At 68.6% G+C, this 16,425-nt stretch carries 16 protein-coding genes; 4 read left to right on the top strand and 12 right to left on the bottom strand.

Going from position 1 to position 16,425, the window contains the following annotated elements; translation table 11 throughout:
* Positions 1-121 precede the first annotated feature (121 nt).
* The 5 genes from ACJH71_RS14545 to ACJH71_RS14525 all read right to left on the bottom strand — a co-directional run bounded on the left by ACJH71_RS14545 (position 122) and on the right by ACJH71_RS14525 (position 6,035).
* The gene (locus tag ACJH71_RS14545; RefSeq protein WP_406758855.1) at positions 122-937 is read right to left on the bottom strand and encodes a polysaccharide deacetylase family protein; all 816 of its coding nucleotides are present in this window, start codon (positions 935-937) and stop codon (positions 122-124) included.
* Between the two features lie 53 nt (positions 938-990).
* A complete protein-coding gene (locus tag ACJH71_RS14540) occupies positions 991-2,298 on the bottom strand; it encodes a PhoH family protein (protein ID WP_406758710.1) in 1,308 nt (435 codons plus the stop codon).
* A gap of 192 nt (positions 2,299-2,490) precedes the next feature.
* A complete protein-coding gene (locus ACJH71_RS14535) occupies positions 2,491-3,318 on the bottom strand; it encodes an acyl-ACP desaturase (protein ID WP_406758709.1) in 828 nt (275 codons plus the stop codon).
* A gap of 62 nt (positions 3,319-3,380) precedes the next feature.
* Entirely contained in the window at positions 3,381-4,655 is a 1,275-nt protein-coding gene (gene glyA / locus ACJH71_RS14530) for a serine hydroxymethyltransferase (RefSeq protein ID WP_406758854.1), read from the bottom strand.
* Between the two features lie 183 nt (positions 4,656-4,838).
* Entirely contained in the window at positions 4,839-6,035 is a 1,197-nt protein-coding gene (locus ACJH71_RS14525; RefSeq protein ID WP_406758708.1) for a DUF885 domain-containing protein, read from the bottom strand.
* Positions 6,036-6,080: 45 nt separating this feature from the next.
* Between ACJH71_RS14525 and coaA the strand changes: the two genes are divergently transcribed.
* Positions 6,081-7,022, top strand: a complete 942-nt coding sequence (gene coaA / locus ACJH71_RS14520; RefSeq protein ID WP_406758707.1) for a type I pantothenate kinase — start codon at positions 6,081-6,083, stop codon at positions 7,020-7,022.
* 22 nt (positions 7,023-7,044) lie between these two features.
* On the opposite strand, the gene ACJH71_RS14515 is transcribed toward coaA, so the two are convergent.
* The 4 genes from ACJH71_RS14515 to ACJH71_RS14500 form a co-directional block, all read right to left on the bottom strand.
* Positions 7,045-7,638, bottom strand: coding sequence for a DUF732 domain-containing protein (locus ACJH71_RS14515; protein ID WP_406758706.1), 594 nt, complete (start codon positions 7,636-7,638; stop codon positions 7,045-7,047).
* A gap of 54 nt (positions 7,639-7,692) precedes the next feature.
* The gene (locus ACJH71_RS14510) at positions 7,693-8,100 is read right to left on the bottom strand and encodes a hypothetical protein (RefSeq protein WP_406758705.1); all 408 of its coding nucleotides are present in this window, start codon (positions 8,098-8,100) and stop codon (positions 7,693-7,695) included.
* Between the two features lie 99 nt (positions 8,101-8,199).
* A complete protein-coding gene (locus ACJH71_RS14505; RefSeq protein WP_406758704.1) occupies positions 8,200-9,567 on the bottom strand; it encodes a hypothetical protein in 1,368 nt (455 codons plus the stop codon).
* A 6-nt stretch (positions 9,568-9,573) separates the two neighbouring features.
* Positions 9,574-10,383 carry a (2Z,6E)-farnesyl diphosphate synthase gene (locus ACJH71_RS14500; RefSeq protein ID WP_406758703.1) on the bottom strand — a complete coding sequence of 270 codons (810 nt, stop codon included), beginning with the start codon at positions 10,381-10,383 and terminating at the stop codon, positions 9,574-9,576.
* A gap of 75 nt (positions 10,384-10,458) precedes the next feature.
* Here ACJH71_RS14500 and trhA point away from each other — a divergent pair, with 75 nt between their 5' ends.
* Complete coding sequence (trhA, locus tag ACJH71_RS14495; protein ID WP_406758702.1) at positions 10,459-11,172, top strand: PAQR family membrane homeostasis protein TrhA; 714 nt, start codon at positions 10,459-10,461, stop codon at positions 11,170-11,172.
* A gap of 8 nt (positions 11,173-11,180) precedes the next feature.
* Here the strand turns inward: trhA and ACJH71_RS14490 are convergent, their stop codons facing one another.
* Together ACJH71_RS14490 and ACJH71_RS14485 are read right to left on the bottom strand one after the other, a co-directional pair.
* Positions 11,181-11,564 (bottom strand): nuclear transport factor 2 family protein, encoded by a 384-nt coding sequence (locus ACJH71_RS14490; RefSeq protein ID WP_406758701.1) that lies wholly within the window; start codon positions 11,562-11,564, stop codon positions 11,181-11,183.
* Positions 11,565-11,574: 10 nt separating this feature from the next.
* The gene (locus ACJH71_RS14485) at positions 11,575-13,593 is read right to left on the bottom strand and encodes a thioredoxin domain-containing protein (protein WP_406758700.1); all 2,019 of its coding nucleotides are present in this window, start codon (positions 13,591-13,593) and stop codon (positions 11,575-11,577) included.
* Between the two features lie 175 nt (positions 13,594-13,768).
* Between ACJH71_RS14485 and pstS the strand changes: the two genes are divergently transcribed.
* Positions 13,769-14,881 (top strand): phosphate ABC transporter substrate-binding protein PstS, encoded by a 1,113-nt coding sequence (gene pstS, locus ACJH71_RS14480; RefSeq protein WP_406758699.1) that lies wholly within the window; start codon positions 13,769-13,771, stop codon positions 14,879-14,881.
* Between the two features lie 20 nt (positions 14,882-14,901).
* Positions 14,902-16,014: a PPE family protein gene (locus ACJH71_RS14475; protein WP_406758698.1), complete on the top strand. Its 1,113-nt coding sequence runs from the start codon at positions 14,902-14,904 to the stop codon at positions 16,012-16,014.
* Between the two features lie 6 nt (positions 16,015-16,020).
* Here the strand turns inward: ACJH71_RS14475 and ACJH71_RS14470 are convergent, their stop codons facing one another.
* Entirely contained in the window at positions 16,021-16,344 is a 324-nt protein-coding gene (locus ACJH71_RS14470; protein ID WP_406758697.1) for a DUF732 domain-containing protein, read from the bottom strand.
* Positions 16,345-16,425: the final 81 nt, after the last annotated feature.

The following is a 16,425-nucleotide window of genomic DNA, read 5'->3' as shown; positions in this document are numbered from 1 at the left end:
AGAATAGTTTTTTGTGTCAAGGTGTCAAGGGTCGAGACCAAGCCGCGAGATCGCAACTATGCAGGAAAAGTTCGAGTAGCCACCTGCGTGAGCGCAATCTCGCGAACAAGCACCCCCGCGCTCACGCGCCGTTGTTGGGTCCCCCGGAATTCGCCCCTGCAATGTCGGTGATCGGGAAGTTCGGCATCGGCGGCGGCGACGGCGTCGCCGGCAGCCCCGGGATGTCCGCGGGTGGGATGTCCTGCAGCTCATTGACCGGCGGGCCGTTGTCCCGGCTGCCGTACACGCTGCCCGGCGTGCGCGGACCGAGCAGCTGGCTGACCGTAACCACGTGGTAGCCATTGGCTTTGAGCACCGGCAGGAACTGGTAGACCAGATCCACCGTGGATGAGTAGGTGTCGTGGAACAGCACCACCGAGCCGGGCTTGATCTGGGTCATCAGCATGTAGCGGGTGGCATTGGTGTCGGCGTCGTTGATCCAGTCGAACGGGATGACATCCCACAAGATCGCAGCCTGTCCGGCCTCGGCGGCCCGCGCATTGACCGCCGCGTCGGTGAGCCCGCCGGGCGGGCGCCACAGCGTCGGGGTGACGCCGGTCGCGGAGCGGATCGCGTCGGTGGCCTTGGCGAACTGCGCGGGCACGTCCGCTGCCGGGATCGTGGTCATGTTCGGGTGTTCCCAGGTATGACTGCCGATCTCCATGCCGGCGTCGGCGATCCGCTTGGCGCCCGCCGGGTCGGCCGCCACCTTGTTGCCGATCAGGAAGAACGTGGAGCGCGCGCCGGCGTCGTTCAATATCCCCAACAGCCGGTCGGTGTAGGGCGACGGACCGTCGTCGAAGGTCAGCGCCACACACTTGTCCACGGCGCAGTCCACCGGTTCGGCCGACGCCTCGTGGACATGGCTGGTGCAGGCGCCGAGCACCGCAACGGCCATCGCAACCACACCGACATGCCAGGGTTTTGCCACCCCGGCAGCCTACCGGGGGCTCAGCTCAGGTCGGGTCCGCTGATCTCCTCGAGCATCTCGGTGACCAGGGCGGCGATCGGCGAGCGTTCGCTGCGCAGCAGGGTGATGTGGGCGAACAGCGGGTGACCCTTGAGCTTCTCGATCACCGCGGCGATGCCGTCGTGCCGACCGACCCGTAGGTTGTCCCGCTGCGCGACGTCGTGGGTGAGCACCACCCGCGAGCCGGTGCCCAGCCGCGACAGCACGGTCAGCAGCACGTTGCGCTCCAGCGATTGCGCTTCGTCGACGATCACGAACGAGTCGTGCAACGAGCGCCCGCGGATATGCGTCAGCGGCAACACCTCCAGCATGCCGCGTGACAGCACCTCCTCGAGCACTGCCGGGCTGGCCAGACCCTCGAGGGTGTCGAACACCGCCTGAGCCCAGGGCCCCATCTTCTCGTTCTCGCTGCCCGGCAGGTAACCGAGTTCCTGACCGCCGACGGCGTACAGCGGGCGGAACACCACCACCTTGCGCTGGGTGCGCCGCTCCAAGACCGCTTCCAGGCCGGCACACAGCGCCAGCGCGGACTTGCCGGTGCCGGCCTTGCCGCCCAGCGAGACGATGCCCACCGATTCGTCGAGCAGCAGATCCAGCGCCACCCGCTGCTCAGCGGACCGCCCGCGCAGACCGAACGCCTCCCGGTCGCCGCGGACCAACTGGACCTGCTTGGCCGCGTTGACCCGCCCCAAGGCATGCGAACTGCCCGCCAGCAGACGGATTCCGGTGTGGCACGGCAGATCCCGTGCAGAGGCCAGATCGATTTCGCCCTCGTCGAACAGCGCGTCGACGTCCTCGACGGACGCCTCGACCTCGTCCATCCCGGTCCAGCCGGAGACGATGACGTCCTGGGCGTGGTATTCGTCGGCAGCCAGACCCAGCGCGGCGGCCTTGACCCGCAGCGGAATGTCCTTGCTGACCAACGTGACGTGGCGTCCTTCGGCCGCCAAGTTGGCCGCACAGGTCAGGATCCGGGAGTCGTTGCTGTCGGTGCGGAACCCGGTCGGCAACACCGCGGGGTCGCTGTGATTGAGCTCGACGTGCAGCGTACCGCCCTGTGTCCCAACGGGAATGGGCTGGTCGAGCCGTCCGTGCTCTAGTCGCATGTCGTCGAAGATGCGTAGCGCCTGGCGGGCGAACCAGCCGAGCTCATGATGGTGGCGTTTGGCCTCCAACTCACTGATGACCACCAGCGGGACGACAACCTCGTGTTCGGCGAACCGGGTGCAAGCCCACGGGTCCGACAGCAGTACGGAGGTGTCGAGCACGTACGTCCGGATTTCAGGCACTAAGCGCTCCAGCGGTGAGGGCACGCGCGACCCCGCGCGAACATTTCGACGGGGGGCACGGCACAGGACCGGGGCCGGTCCTGTCGTAATCACGACCGGTGGTGCCGATGAGACAGCGAAGCGTGTGGCTAGCCATCGATTGCGACGGTACCCCCGTCGGCGCGTGCGCGCTGCGCAGGCGCGCCGGAGTTTTCAGCCGATGACGAACGGCTTCAGATCGGGGTTGGCAGCCAAGCCCCAAGCGCTGATTCGGTCGGAGATCACCCGGCGCAACTGGTCGGGCCCGAAGATGCCGGCCTCGGCGAGTGCGGCCTGCCGATCGGCGTAGGCGTCGATGTCGGCGCCGACGACCTTGAGCTCGGCGGCCCGGGCGGCGATCGCGGCCACCGTCTCGTCGTGCACGAAGTCCAGGCAGTGCGCGACAAGGTTCGCGAAGAACTCCTCGTGCCGCTCCTCGTCGCCGGCGATCCGGCCGATCAGCCCCTTGAGTACGGGCTCATCGATCTGGTCGGCCAGGTTGCGGCAGAACTCGGCGCAGGCGCGTTCGTAGAAGGCCATGAACACCAGCGTGTCGACCTGGCTGTAGCGGTCGGCGCGGTAGCCCTTCTGCACGTGCTCCATCCGGACACGCTCGTTCTCGTCGGGGTCGATCTCCCGGGTCACGATGAGGTACTCGCGCAGCGCGATGGCGTGCAGGTGCTCTTCGGCGGTCCACCGGCCGATCCAGCGGCCCCACTTGTCCTCGAGGATGAAGTGCTCGACCAGCTCACGGTGGTAGCCGGCCAGGCTGTCCTTCTCCACGAGCAGGATCTCGCAGGCGTCGGTGATCAGCTTGGGCAGCGTGACCTGCGACGGGTCCCAGTCCTGGCCGCCGAGAAACGCGAAGTTCTGGCCCTGCTCGAACGGCACGAAGTCGTGCGCGTACCACGGGTCCACCGTGTCGATGTGTCGGACCAAGTTCGCGTCGACCACCGGCTCCAGCTCGCGGATCAGTGCATTAGCAACGGGACGTTCAGCCATGAAAGTAACTGTAACCCGAATTCACACTATCCTGTCAACTCGGGGTACGGCGTGTTCGCCAGTCAGGCGAGCTTCCAGTCCTCCAGGCCGTCGTACAGCGGGAAGTCCTGCGCCAGCTTGGCAACCCGGGCCCGCAGCGCCGGCACGTCAGCGGCCGAACCGTCCGCCAGCGCGGTGGCGATGACATCGGCGACCTCGGTGAACTCGGCGTCGCCGAAACCACGAGCGACCAGCGCCGGGGTGCCCACCCGAAGCCCGGAGGTCACCATCGGCGGCCGCGGGTCGTTCGGGACCGCGTTGCGGTTGACGGTGATGCCGACCTCGTGCAGCAGGTCCTCGGCCATCTGGCCGTCCAGCGGCGAGTCCCGCAGGTCGACGAGCACCAGGTGCACGTCGGTACCGCCACTGACCACCGAGACGCCGGCCTTGGCCACGTCGGCGGCCAGCAGCCGCTCGGCGATGATCTTCGCGCCGGAGAGCACCCGCTGCTGGCGCTCGGCGAATTCGGGGGTGCCGGCGATCTTCAGCGCGACGGCCTTGGCGGCGATCACGTGCATCAGCGGGCCGCCCTGCTGGCCCGGGAAGACCGCCGAGTTGATCTGCTTGGCGAATTCCTTCTGGCCGACGATCAGACCGGACCGCGGGCCGCCGAGCGTCTTGTGCACCGTGGTGGACACCACCTGGGCGTGCGGCACCGGCGACGGGTGCAGACCCGCGGCCACCAGCCCGGCGAAGTGCGCCATATCCACCCACAGCGTCGCGCCGACCTCGTCGGCGATCGACCGGAACGCCGCGAAGTCGAGGACACGCGGGTAGGCCGACCAGCCGGCGATGATCACCTTCGGCTTGAACTCCAGCGCCTGGGTGCGCACCACGTCCATGTCGACGCGGTGAGTGACCGGGTCGACGCCGTAGAAGGCGTTCTCGTAGAGCTTGCCGGAGAAGTTCAACCGCATCCCGTGGGTCAGGTGTCCCCCATTGGCCAGGTCCAGGCCAAGCAGGCGGTCGCCGGGCTCCATCAACGCCTGCAGCACCGCGGCGTTGGCCTGCGCACCCGAGTGCGGCTGGACGTTGGCGAAGTCAGCGCCGAACAGTGCCTTGGCACGGTCGCGGGCGATGTTCTCCACCACGTCGACGTGCTCGCACCCGCCGTAGTAGCGCCGGCCCGGCAGGCCCTCGGCGTACTTGTTGGTCAACACACTGCCCTGTGCCTGCAGCACCGCCCGCGGGACAAAGTTCTCCGAGGCGATCATCTCCAGCGTGTCGCGCTGACGGCCCAGTTCCTTGCCGAGCAGCTCGGCGATGTCGGGGTCGAGTTCGGCCAGCGGGGTCGACATGGTGGACGCGGGGCGGGTGTTCGGTGCGGCAGTCACGCCCTCCAGTTTGGCACGCGGACCTTCACCCGATTGCCGCAGGCCAGCGATCGCTCCCCTGCGCCAACTGTGCGGATTTATCCGCAAATCACGAGGTCCAGTGTGTAAATCCACACACTCACCCGGCCGGCCCGGCGCCCCGGGGCCTCAGTCGGCCCGCAGCGTCGACGGGGTCAACGGTTCGTCGAGCAACCGACCGAACCGCTCGGTGAGACTCACCCCGGGCGGCGCGGCGTCCAGCCAGCCGCGCAGCAGCCGGTAGCCCTCCACGTAGGTCGAGGTGTAGGCCCGCCACAACGGCGAGGACAAGAACCGCAGGCTCTGGCGGGCCCGGTCATCGGTGACCAACAGCCAGCGCCGCAGGTAGTCGGCCACCTCGTCGGCGTCGCGATGCTCGTCGTGCAGCATCAGCGCCGCGTCCTGCCGCACGTCGGCCAGCGCCGCGGCGGCCTCGGACACCGCTTCGGCCCGGGCCCCGTCGAACTGCAGGCCCAGGTCGGCGTAGATCTCGGCGGCCCAGCCACCCCAACCCGGCCCGACCGCCGCATACAACGCCAGATCGGCCAGGCCCTCGGCCATCAGACATTGCGGGGTGTTGACCAAGAAGATGGTCTGCTCGGCCTGGCCGAGCTTTTCGACCAGCCCGGCCTCCTTGCGGCAGTGCTCGGTGTGATGACCCGGGTAGGACTCGTGGGCCACCAACCGCGGCAGATTCGACATCAGCTGCTTGAGATCGGCGTTGACCGCCACCGTGGAGCGGTAGTCGCCGCGGTAGTAGTTGAACCCCGACCACGGCTTGTCGGTGACCACTTCGTAGGTGATGGTTTCGGTCTCCGGCAACGGGAAATGCACCCGCACCCGGTCGCGCAGCGCCGAGGAGAACGCGTGGATAGCGGCTTCGAGCCGCTCCGGCGGAATCTCCTCGGCCTTCCGGTGCGCGGCCATCCGCTCGGCCAGCGGGCCGGTGCCACCCAGCGCTTCGTCCAGCCGGGCGTGGGCTTGGCGATAGCGGTCGGTGTCGCCCTTGACGATGTCGACATCGAAGTAGTCGCGGACCTCCTCGACGAAGCCGACCTGCTCCCCGGCGAACTTGCGCCCGGCGCACGCCAGCGCCCGCAGGTGCACCCGCAGGTACTCAGCGCGCGCCGGATCGAGGCCGCCCGGCAGCGCAGCGACCAGCTTCTCGGCCTGACGGGCCAGGTCGGACGGGTTGGGCATCGGCTCGTTGGCGACCAGTCGCTGCAGCTCGGGGTCGCCGGTGAAGGCGTCGACGTAACCCTGCTCGATGCGGTCAAAGCGCAGACCGAGCAACAGGTATTCACGGATCAAGGCGGCGGGCTCCATACCCGATCAGGTTAACCGTCGCGGCTACTGCAAGACTGTATGGTCATGCGGCGGCTGAGCGAGCCGACTCCCTACGTGGAGTTCGACCGACGTCAATGGCGGACACTCCGTATGTCGACGCCGATGCCACTCACCGAAGCAGAAGTCGTCGCACTGCGCGGCCTCGGCGAGCAGGTCGACCTGTTGGAGGTCGAAGAGGTCTATCTGCCGCTCGCGCGTCTGTTGCACCTGCAGGTCGCCGCCCGCCAACAGCTCTTCGCCGCCACCGCGGAGTTCCTCGGTGCCGAGAACGACCAGAATCCCGATCGGCCGGTGCCGTTCGTCATCGGGGTGGCCGGCAGCGTGGCGGTCGGCAAGTCGACGACGGCCCGTGTGCTGCAGGCGTTGCTGGCCCGCTGGGATCACCACCCGCGGGTGGATCTGGTCACCACCGACGGGTTTCTCTACCCCAATCATGAGTTGCAGCGCCGGAACCTGATGCACCGCAAAGGGTTCCCGGAAAGCTACAACCGCCGCGCGCTGATGCGGTTCGTCACCTCGGTGAAGTCCGGTGCGGACTACGTGTGCGCGCCGGTCTACTCACACATGAGTTACGACATCGTTCCCAGCGCCAAGCAGGTGGTCCGCCACCCCGACATCTTGATCCTCGAGGGCCTCAACGTTCTGCAGACCGGCCCGACGCTGATGATCTCCGACCTGTTCGACTTCTCGCTGTACGTCGACGCCCGGGTGGAAGACATCGAGCACTGGTACGTCTCGCGGTTCCTGGCGATGCGCTCCACCTCGTTCGCCAACCCCGACTCGCACTTCCACCACTACGCAGCGCTCAATGATCAGCAGGCGGTGGCCGCAGCGCGCGACATCTGGCGCTCGATCAACCGGCCCAACCTGATCGAGAACATCCTGCCCACCCGGCCGCGAGCGACGCTGGTGCTGCGCAAGGACGCCGATCACTCCATCAACAGGCTGCGACTGCGCAAGCTTTAGCCCGTGGCTCCAGCGGCGACCGCTAGGGCTGCGTCGCGGTGCCCGGCTGCGGCTGTCCCGGCGGAGGCGCCGGCTCCGGCGGCGGCGGGGGCAGCTCCCCTGCGGGTGCAGGTGCAGGCTCGGGCGGCGGCGGGAAACCGGGTGGCGGCGGGAAGTCCGGCGGCGGGGGGAAACCCGGGGGCGGCGGGAAGCCTGGGGGCGGCGGGAAACCGGGCGGCGGTGCCGGGTCGGCCGGCGGTGGAACCTCAGGCCCCGGTGACGGCGGTTCGCCCGCGCCCGGCGGCGGCACCGCCGGCGTCGGCGTGGGGGTGGCGGCGGCAGCCAAGGTGTCCGGGCACATTTCGCGTTGCGCCCCGTCGATCATGACCTTGGTGACGCCGTCGGCGACCTTCGTGCCGAACCGGTCCTTGGCCGGGCGGCCCTTCCGCAGGTTCTCGCAGATGATCTTGCCGAACTGCACCGCCCCGGAAGGAGTGGTCAGCCCGGGACTGTTCTGGTATTTGAAGCCGTGCGACTCAAGGTAACTGAGGTAAGTCTTCTCGTCGGCCTGCGCCGGCGCGGCGGCGTAGATCAGGGTTCCGGGGATCAGCGTCATCGCCGCCAGCCGCCACTTCATGGGAGAGAACTGTAGACGGTGACGGCCGCGGCGACACGTTGAGTGGGCTGCATCTCAGCCCAGGCGGCGCAGCCCCCGGTACTGCATCAGTGCGAAGAACGCGGTGTAGACCGCGCTCGCCAGCATGGCCACCACCCCGATTCCGGTCAGCGGCAGTACACCTGCCTCGACCACCGCGACGGCGGCCACGGTGCACGCCACATTGGCGGCAATCACACCGATACCCGCGCGGCGCAGGTCCGGCAGCGCGGACAGGAAGTAGACCACGACGCCGTAGAGGATGCAGAAGGCGGCCAGGGCGTATTCGTGGGCCGCGGTGAGGCCTTCCAGTGCCGCCATCGGGCGGGCGGCGAGCGCGCCGGCCAGGCCGACGGTTCCGACGATGACGGCGTCGGCGCGCAGCGCGAAGCGCAAGAGTGAGTCGGTCGAGTCGGACAGGACCGGGGTGGTGATGGCGGTCATGAGGAAACTCCCTTCGAGGGTGGTGCGGACACCCTCGACCTTGCGGCGCAACCACTGCCACATCGACCCGTGGCACTGCCAAGCACTGCCACGCGCAGGTCAGAGCGCCGACGACACCGTCATCCGGCCCCGTAGGTCGGCGGCGATCACCCGGGCCCCGGCGTTCTGCCAGTTGTGCAGTGAACGCTGCGGCACCTCGGTGACCAGCCACTGCCAGGCCTGCCGGGCGGTGGGGTCCAGCCCGGCCGCGGTGGCGTTCTGTGCGTAGGCGCGCACTCCGACGACGTAGGGGAAATACAGGGCGTTGTAGTGACGCCACTGCTCGGTGGTGCCGAACTCGCCGCCGTCGCGCGGCTTGAGCGCGGCGATCCGATCGGCCAGCACGGCCTTGAGCTCGTTGGCGCGTTCCAGCGGGGCATCGGGCGCACCGCGGGCGGCCAACCGCTCGTCGATGACCGGCAACGCGGTCAGGGGGCTGGCGACGAGCTTCGACAGATCCCCGTAGTGCCCCAGCGCCCGGCGGGTCAGCCGGACGAAGGTCTCCTCGTCGAGGTCGTCGAGCGGGCCGGTCGAGCGCAGCGCCAGCGCCGCCTCGGTGCCGCGCAACACGGCGCGGTCGGCGCGCAACGCCGGGGACCGCCAGAACGCCAGCCGGTCCCAGAGTCCGGCCAGCCGGTCGACGAACACCTGGACCTCGATCCCGACCGCGATCGTGGTGAACAACAGCACCGTCAGCGCGGTCTGCGCCACGGGTTCGGCTCGGGTCAACCACAGCCCGATCAACACCTGCCCACCCAGCAACGCCGCCATCGCGACGCAGGCAAGAAACGACCGCAACATGTCCAAGCGCAGCGCCTGCCCTTCGTCGAAGGCATCCCACAGCGCCACCGCCAGGCCCAGGAGCAGGACGTCGACGCCGGTGCTGGCCAGCGCTATCCCGCTGGGCACCACGCCCAGCGGGATGATCAGGATCGCGTTGGCCAGGGCGAAGAACAGTGTCGCGACGGCGGCCACACCGAGCACCGAACCGGGCTGCGCGGGCCGGATCAGCGCCTTGACCATCGCCGCCAACGTCGACACCGAGATCACCGCGAACAGCAGCCAGTGTCCGGCCCGCGGCGGGCCTTCCACGCTGCCGGCCCAGGTCGCTCCGACCAGCGCGGCGGCCCCGACCGCGCCGATGAACGTCACGTCGCGCGCCCGGCCGGTCCATCGGTCACACGGCCTGGCCAGCTCCAGCAGCACCGCGAACCAGGCCACCCCGGGCAGCACCGCGAGGTAGATCTCCACCCGCCCGAGCAGCACCGGATGCCACACCTCCCGGACCGCGTCGGCGGCCACCACGGCGGCGAAACCGCACAACCCGACCGCGGCCAGCACCAGCACCGGTTTGCGCGGGTCGCGCGCCAACAGGTACATCCCGAGCCACCAACTCAGGGTGAAGACCAGCGCCGACAACATCACCACGGCTCGCTACCGCCCGAATCTCCGGTGCCGCACGCTGTAGTCGCGCAGCGCTCGCAGGAAGTCGACCCGCCGAAACGCCGGCCAGTGCGCCTCGGTGAACCACATCTCCGAGTAGGCGCTCTGCCACAGCAGGAAGCCCGACAACCGCTGCTCCCCGGACGTGCGGATCACCAGGTCCGGATCGGGCTGACCCGAGGTGTAGAGGTTCTCCGAGATGCCCTCGACGGTCACCGCGTCGACCAGCTCCTCGGCGGTTGCGCCGTTGGCCAGCTGCTTGCCGAGCAGGCCACGCACGGCATCGACGATCTCTTGGCGGCCGCCGTAGCCGACCGCGACGTTGACGTGCAGGCGCGAGCTTGCGCGGTCAGGATCGGCGGTGCTTACTGTGCCTTCCGTGGCCTCACGCAGGCGACGGGCGGGTTCTTCGCCCAGCAGCGCCAGGTCCCCGACGGTGCGCACGCTCCACCGATTCGCGGGCGCACAGATCTCCTCCACCACGTCGGTGATGATCTCGATCAGCGCGGCCAGTTCGGCGGGGTCGCGCTGCAGGTTCTCGGTGGACAGCAGGTAGACGGTGGCCATCTCGATGCCCGCGTCGGCGCACCAGCGCAGCATCTCGGCGATCTTGGCCGCACCCATCCGGTAGCCGTAGCTGACGTCGTCGTAGCCGGCGTCGCGCGCCCACCGCCGGTTACCGTCGCAGAGCACGGCGATGTGGCGGGGCAGCGTCGACCGCGACGCCGCCAAGCCCTGCCGGAGGCGCAGTTCGTAGATCCGGTACAACGGCTCCTTCAAGCGCGCCGGGATGATTGCCACAAAAACCCAGACTACTGTGATCTGAAAGCAATGACGGGAATCAGTCCGGGATCCGCGTGGAGTTCAGGAAGGCCCATGAGCACCCACACCGACACCATCGCCGAGCCGAATCCGAACGAGCTGCCGGCGGACCTCACCGTGCCGCACACCAAACCGCGGGCACGCGGGTGGATTCACCTCGTGTCGGCCATCGTGGCCGTCATCGCCGGGATCACCTTGACCGCGGTGGCCTGGTCGCTGGCCGGGCTCGAGGCCGGCCTGGCCACCTTGGCCTACTCGATCTCCGTGGTGGGCATGTTCGCGGTCAGCGCGACTTATCACCGGATCACCTGGAAGTCTGTCGCCGCCCGGATCCGCATGAAGCGGCTCGACCACGCGATGATCTTCATCTTCATCGCCGGCACTTACACCCCGTTCGCACTGCTGGCCATGGACCACGGCGCCCAGGAACGGCTGGTGATGGCGATCGTGTGGGGCGGTGCGCTGGCCGGCGTGGTGCTCAAGCTGTGCTGGCCGACCGCCCCGAAGTGGGTCGGGGTGCCGCTCTACCTGCTGTTGGGCTGGGTGTCAGCGTTTTTCATCGCGACGATCATGCACAACGCCGGTGTCGCGGCGATGGTGCTGCTGGCCGTCGGTGGCGCGCTCTACAGCATCGGCGCGATCATGTACGCGCTGAAGTGGCCGGACCCGTGGCCCGAGACGTTCGGGTACCACGAGTTCTTTCACGCCTGCACCGCTGTGGCCGCGATCTGCCAGTACATCGCGATCTGGTTCGCGGTGCTCTCGTAGCCGCGCGGCTACAGCTGGGTGATGTTCTCCGCCGACCAGTAGGCCTTCATCCCGGCGATCTTGCCGTCGCCGTCGAATACCATCACGTCGATCGGCTCGATGCGCATCCGGTGGTCACCGTTAGTGATGGTCAGCGCGAAGTGGAACGCCGCCTCGTTGCCGGCGACCCGCAGCGTCACCAGCTCGGCCTTGCGGTCCAGCCCGGTGATGGCCGAGTAGAAGTTGCGGATGGCCTGGTGGCCGATGTGCACCTCGCCGCCGACCGGGTCCTCCAGGGTGGCGTCGGAGGCGTAGAGCTCGACCAGCGCATCGGCGTCGCCGCCGCCGACCAGCTCGATGTAGCGGTGGACGGTCTCGGTGATGGCCTGTGCCCGCTCGGGTGCGCTCGTCATGTGCCGCACGTTACACGGATGCCGGATTTGCGGGCACCCCAAGGGCAACGCCAAGTGCGGAGGCCAACTGCGCCGCGCTGCCCACCGGCAAGTCACACACCGGGCCCCGACAGACGTAGGCGGCGTCGGCGCCGCCCACCCGGCTTCGCCCGATCAGCAGCTCCGATGAGTCGGCCGCCCCGCCGACCACGATCGTCCCCCCGGGCGCCAGCCGGCGCGCCTGTGCCAGCAGCGCGGAGTCTGGGCCGTCGCAGGCCACCGCGATCTGCAGCGGACCCCGCACGTAGGCCTCGGCGATGCCGAGCCAGTGCCCGACCGCGCGGGGTACGCGCTCCAGCAGCGCGGCATGGGCCGCCAGCGCATCGGTGGCGGCCTGGCGGTACCGCTCGCTACGGTCCGCGGCGACCAGGTGGGCCGCGGTCAGCAGCGCTTCGGTGATCAACGCCGCGCCAGACGGGGTGGCGCCGTCCATCGGGTCGCTGGGTCGCAGCACCAGCGCCTCGGCGTCGTCGGCGCTGTCGAACCAGCGCCCGGGTGACTCCGGATCGGTGAAGTGGGCCAGCGCGGTGTCCAGCAGGCCGGCGGCCGCATCGAGTAGCCGCTGCTGACCGCCGAGCTGGTACAGGCTGAGCAGTCCGGTGGCCAGCGCGCCGTAGTCCTCCAGGATCGCGGCGCTGCCGCCCACCCGACCGCCCAGGCTGGCCCGGCGCAGCCGGCCGTCCACCAGGTGCAGCTCAAGCAGCTTGTCGGCACACTCCTGCGCCGCGGCGGTCAGGGTCGGATCTCCCAGCGCCACAGCCGCTTCGGCCAACGCCGTGATCGCCATGCCGTTCCAGGCGGTGACCACCTTGTCGTCGCGGCCGGGCTGGGGCCGGGACCGCCGGGCGGCCAGCAGCTCCTGGCGCACCCGCTCGAGCCGCGCTGGATCATCGGGATCGACCGGAAGCTGCAGCACCGACGTGCCAGACTCAAAGGTGCCGCTCGCCGTGACCCCGAAAACGTCTGCGGCCCACGCCCCGTCGTCGGCACCGAGAACCTCGGTCAGCTGCTCGGGTGTCCACACATAGGTCAAGCCCTCCTGGCCGTCGGCGTCGGCGTCCAGCGACGAGATGAACATCCCACGGTCGGACAACTCGTCGAGTAGGAAGCGGGCCGTCTGGGCGGTCACCCGGGTGGCCAGCGGGTCGCCGGTACGTCGGGCCCAATGCGCATAGGCCCGCAGCAGCAATGCATTGTCGTAGAGCATCTTCTCGAAATGCGGTACCACCCAGGCGTTGTCGACGCTGTAGCGGGCGAAGCCGCCGGCGAGCTGGTCGTAGATCCCACCACGGGCCATCGCCGCACCGGCGCGTTCCACGGCCTGCAGTGCCGGGCGGGTCGCCGTCCGTTCGTAATGACGCAGCAGGGTCTCCAGCAGCGCCGACGGCGGGAACTTCGGCGCGCCGCCGAATCCCCCGTGGGTGATGTCCTCGTCGCGCAGCACCGCGGCCACGGCAGCGTCGCAGAGCATCGCATCGACCGGCGGCCCGTCCCCCGGCAGTCCGGCGGCCATCGAGCGCAACTCGGTGGCAATGTTGTCCGAAGCCTCCTCGACTTCCCCGCGACGCTCGTTCCAAGTGGCGGTGATCGCTGAAAGCAGGTTCAAGAACGCGTCTTTGGGGTAGTACGTGCCGCAGTAGAACGGCCGGCCATCGGGGGTCAGGAAGCAGGTCATCGGCCAGCCGCCGCGCCCGGTCAGCGCCTGGGTGGCGGTCATGTAGATCGCGTCGATATCCGGGCGCTCCTCCCGGTCGACCTTGATGCACACGAAGCCCGCGTTCATGGCCGCCGCGACTTCTGCGTCCTCGAAGGAACCGTGCGCCATCACGTGACACCAGTGGCAGGCCGCGTAGCCCACCGACAGCAGGATCGGCACGTCGCGTTCGACGGCCTCGGCCAGGGCCTCGGGCGTCCACTCCCACCAGTGCACCGGATTGTCGGCGTGTTGACGCAGGTAGGGGCTGGCGGACGTTGCGAGACGGTTGGCCATCCATCCACGCTAATCCTGTGGCACTCGGCGCGCCGACGGACCCGCAGGCAGACGCTTCCTGCCCGGCTGATGACCAGATCGAAAACGGTTGCTGAACTCTTGAATTCTCCTGCGAAGTACCAATGTTGCGGGTACACGCCATTGCTACATTCGCCGATGAGACGACCCGAGGGGTGTGGTTGACATCAATCGACGTGCCGTACCGAGCTTGCTGGCCGTGGGCGTTGCGCTGCTGTCCGGATGCGGAGGCGGCCATGACGCGACCGCACCGAGCCATGCGGCACAGGCCCCGGCATCCGGGGTGGACTGCGGCGGAGACCCGAACCTGAAGGCCAGCGGATCCACCGCTCAGGCCAACGCCATGACGCGGTTCGTCGCGACCTTCAGCCAAGCCTGCCCTGGCCAGAGCCTGACCTACCAGCCGAACGGTTCCGGTGCCGGCATCGACGAATTCCTGGCCGACCAAACAGATTTCGGCGGATCTGATTCGCCGCTGAGCAAGGGTGAATACGACCGCGCCCAGCAACGCTGCGGTGCGCCGGTATGGAACCTGCCGATGGTGTTCGGACCCATCGCCATCGCGTTTCGCCTGGGTGGCGTGACATCGCTGAACCTGGACGGCCCCACCGCGGCCAACATCTTCAACGGCACCATCACCAGCTGGAACGATCCGGCGATCGCCGCACTCAACACCGGCATAGCCCTGCCCGCCCTGCCGATTCGGGTGGTGTCGCGCAGCGACGCTTCCGGGACCACCGACAACTTCCAGCGCTACCTGGACACCGCGTCCGCGGGCACCTGGGGCAAGGGTGCCGGGCGAACCTTCAACGGCGCTGCCGGACAGACCGCCCACGGCAACGAGGGCGTCGCCGCGGCCGCGGCCGAACTCGAAGGGTCGGTCACCTATACCGAGTGGTCGTTCGCGCAGAACCACCAGCTGGGCATGGCCAACGTCATCACCTCGGCGGGCCCGGACCCCGTCGCGATCAGTGAGGACTCGGTCGGCAAGACCATTACCTCGGCCTGGTTCATCCGCGACGGCAACGACCTGGCCCTGGACACCATCTCCTTCTACCGGCCGAATCAGCCCGGTGCGTATCCGATCGTGCTGGCCACCTACGAGATCGTCTGCTCGAAGTATCCCGACCCACAGGTCGGAACCGCGGTGCGCGCCTTCCTGCAGAGCGCGATCGGCGACGGCCAGCACGAGCTGGCCGACCACGGCTACGTCCCCATCCCCGACGCGTTCAAGTCGCGCCTATCGGCCGCTATCAGCGCGATCGCCTGAACGAGCCACCACCACGGGTCATGCAGTCCATAACCGCGCCCCCCGAGGTCACCTCCGCGCTGGTCCACACCGGCCCCGGTGCGAGATCCCTCGTCGAGGCGTCCGGCGCGTGGCGGCAGCTTGGCGGTTACCTCGATGAATACGCCGACGACTATGTCGCCGCGCTGTCGGCATTGGTGGACTCGTGGCGCGGCCGGTCAGCGGCCGCGATGGTGCAGTCCGCCGAGCCCTACCTGGTGTGGCTGCGCTCCACGGCACAGCAGTGCCGGCGGACCGCCGCCTCGATCCAGGCCGCCGCGGCGGCCTTCGAAACGGTCCGCACCGCGGTGGCCCCGACCGCGGCGATCAAGGCCAACCGCACTCGCCGGGTGCAACTGCTGGCGACCAATCGATTCGGGAACAACTCTGCGGCGATCGCGGAGAACGAGAGCCAGTACCTGGGCATGTGGACGAACAACGCCGCCGCGATGAGCCGCTATCAGGCGGCCTCGGCGCAGGCCACCACACTTCCCGCGTTCAGCTCCCCGAAGCCCGCGACAGCCGGCAGTAGAACCACCTCTGCCGATTCGACTTTGGCGTCGTTGGAGTCGTCGCTGACCTCATTCGACCCGAACACCAGTTGGACCGGCCTGGCGAACACCTATGCCAACCAGTTCGTGTCCTCCGGTTTCCCGATCAACCTGCTCAGCTATCTCGCCCAGAACACCTCGGCGCAGGCGTTGCAGAACGTCAACGCCGCGATGGCGCAGGGCCTCGCCGAGGGCGAGTCCGCCTTGATCCCGGCCATGCCGCTCGGGGGGCTGGGGGCGCTGGGCGCCGCCGGCCTGTCCGAAATACCCTCGGCTGCAATCGGTGTCGGGGTGAAGGTGGGCCCGCTGAGCGCGCCGCCCGCCGCGGCGGGATTTCTGGCCGCGGCTCAGACGCCGGTGCAACTGGCGTCGTCGGCGGCGCCGCTGCCCGCAAACCAGTCCACGACGTTCGCTGGCATCCCGCCGATCATGCCGCCGATGGTGCCCCCATCGAATTCTGCGGGCAGCGGCTGGCGCAAGCGCAAGCAGCAGAAGTACGAGGACCTGGAAGTCGGTTTGGAACTGCGGGGCCCGGTCATGCCGAAGCCGCCCTCTGCCGGCTGAGCAGGACTAACCGTGATGCCTCGGGCAGAACGCACTGACGCTGACCCCGACGAAGAAACCGGCGTGGTAGCCGTCGAGCTGGCTACTCTGCATCACTTCGGAGACCACGTCGTTCTTCTGCCGGCCGCTGTCGAGCTCGTCGCAGACCTCATGACCGGCGATGACCGCAGACTGCCCGTTGGCGAAGTCGATGCCCTTGGAGTTGAGGGCGCCCAGGAAAGTGGTGTCGACCGCGTCGGCATGCACGGCCGGAACCTTGATGAGGCCGACCAGTAGCACCATCAAGATGATCGGCGACAGCGCCAACCCGGGTGAGCGATCTGCGAGCATGGCCAACCCCGAACCTTTCTCCCAAGCCGCGGTTCAGGGCAATCATCGCATGCCGCGCTGGGGTCGGCGATATTCGCCATA

The organism is Mycobacterium sp. SMC-15, from assembly GCF_045310925.1.
GTDB lineage: Bacteria > Actinomycetota > Actinomycetes > Mycobacteriales > Mycobacteriaceae > Mycobacterium.
Note: the sequence above shows the minus strand (reverse complement) of the source record. Positions and strands in the feature narration are given on the sequence as shown.

Bases quoted from the DNA above. Each gene is read 5' to 3' on its own strand.
- trhA (WP_406758702.1), top strand. From the start codon at position 10,459: ATGAGCACCCACACCGACACCATCGCCGAGCCGAATCCGAACGAGCTG.
- ACJH71_RS14545 (WP_406758855.1), bottom strand. From the start codon at position 937: ATGGCCGTTGCGGTGCTCGGCGCCTGCACCAGCCATGTCCACGAGGCG.
- ACJH71_RS14510 (WP_406758705.1), bottom strand. From the start codon at position 8,100: ATGACCGCCATCACCACCCCGGTCCTGTCCGACTCGACCGACTCACTC.
- ACJH71_RS14535 (WP_406758709.1), bottom strand. From the start codon at position 3,318: ATGGCTGAACGTCCCGTTGCTAATGCACTGATCCGCGAGCTGGAGCCG.
- ACJH71_RS14475 (WP_406758698.1), top strand. From the start codon at position 14,902: ATGCAGTCCATAACCGCGCCCCCCGAGGTCACCTCCGCGCTGGTCCAC.
- glyA (WP_406758854.1), bottom strand. From the start codon at position 4,655: ATGTCGACCCCGCTGGCCGAACTCGACCCCGACATCGCCGAGCTGCTC.
- ACJH71_RS14525 (WP_406758708.1), bottom strand. From the start codon at position 6,035: ATGGAGCCCGCCGCCTTGATCCGTGAATACCTGTTGCTCGGTCTGCGC.
- ACJH71_RS14470 (WP_406758697.1), bottom strand. From the start codon at position 16,344: ATGCTCGCAGATCGCTCACCCGGGTTGGCGCTGTCGCCGATCATCTTG.
- ACJH71_RS14485 (WP_406758700.1), bottom strand. From the start codon at position 13,593: ATGGCCAACCGTCTCGCAACGTCCGCCAGCCCCTACCTGCGTCAACAC.
- ACJH71_RS14515 (WP_406758706.1), bottom strand. From the start codon at position 7,638: ATGAAGTGGCGGCTGGCGGCGATGACGCTGATCCCCGGAACCCTGATC.
- coaA (WP_406758707.1), top strand. From the start codon at position 6,081: ATGCGGCGGCTGAGCGAGCCGACTCCCTACGTGGAGTTCGACCGACGT.
- ACJH71_RS14490 (WP_406758701.1), bottom strand. From the start codon at position 11,564: ATGACGAGCGCACCCGAGCGGGCACAGGCCATCACCGAGACCGTCCAC.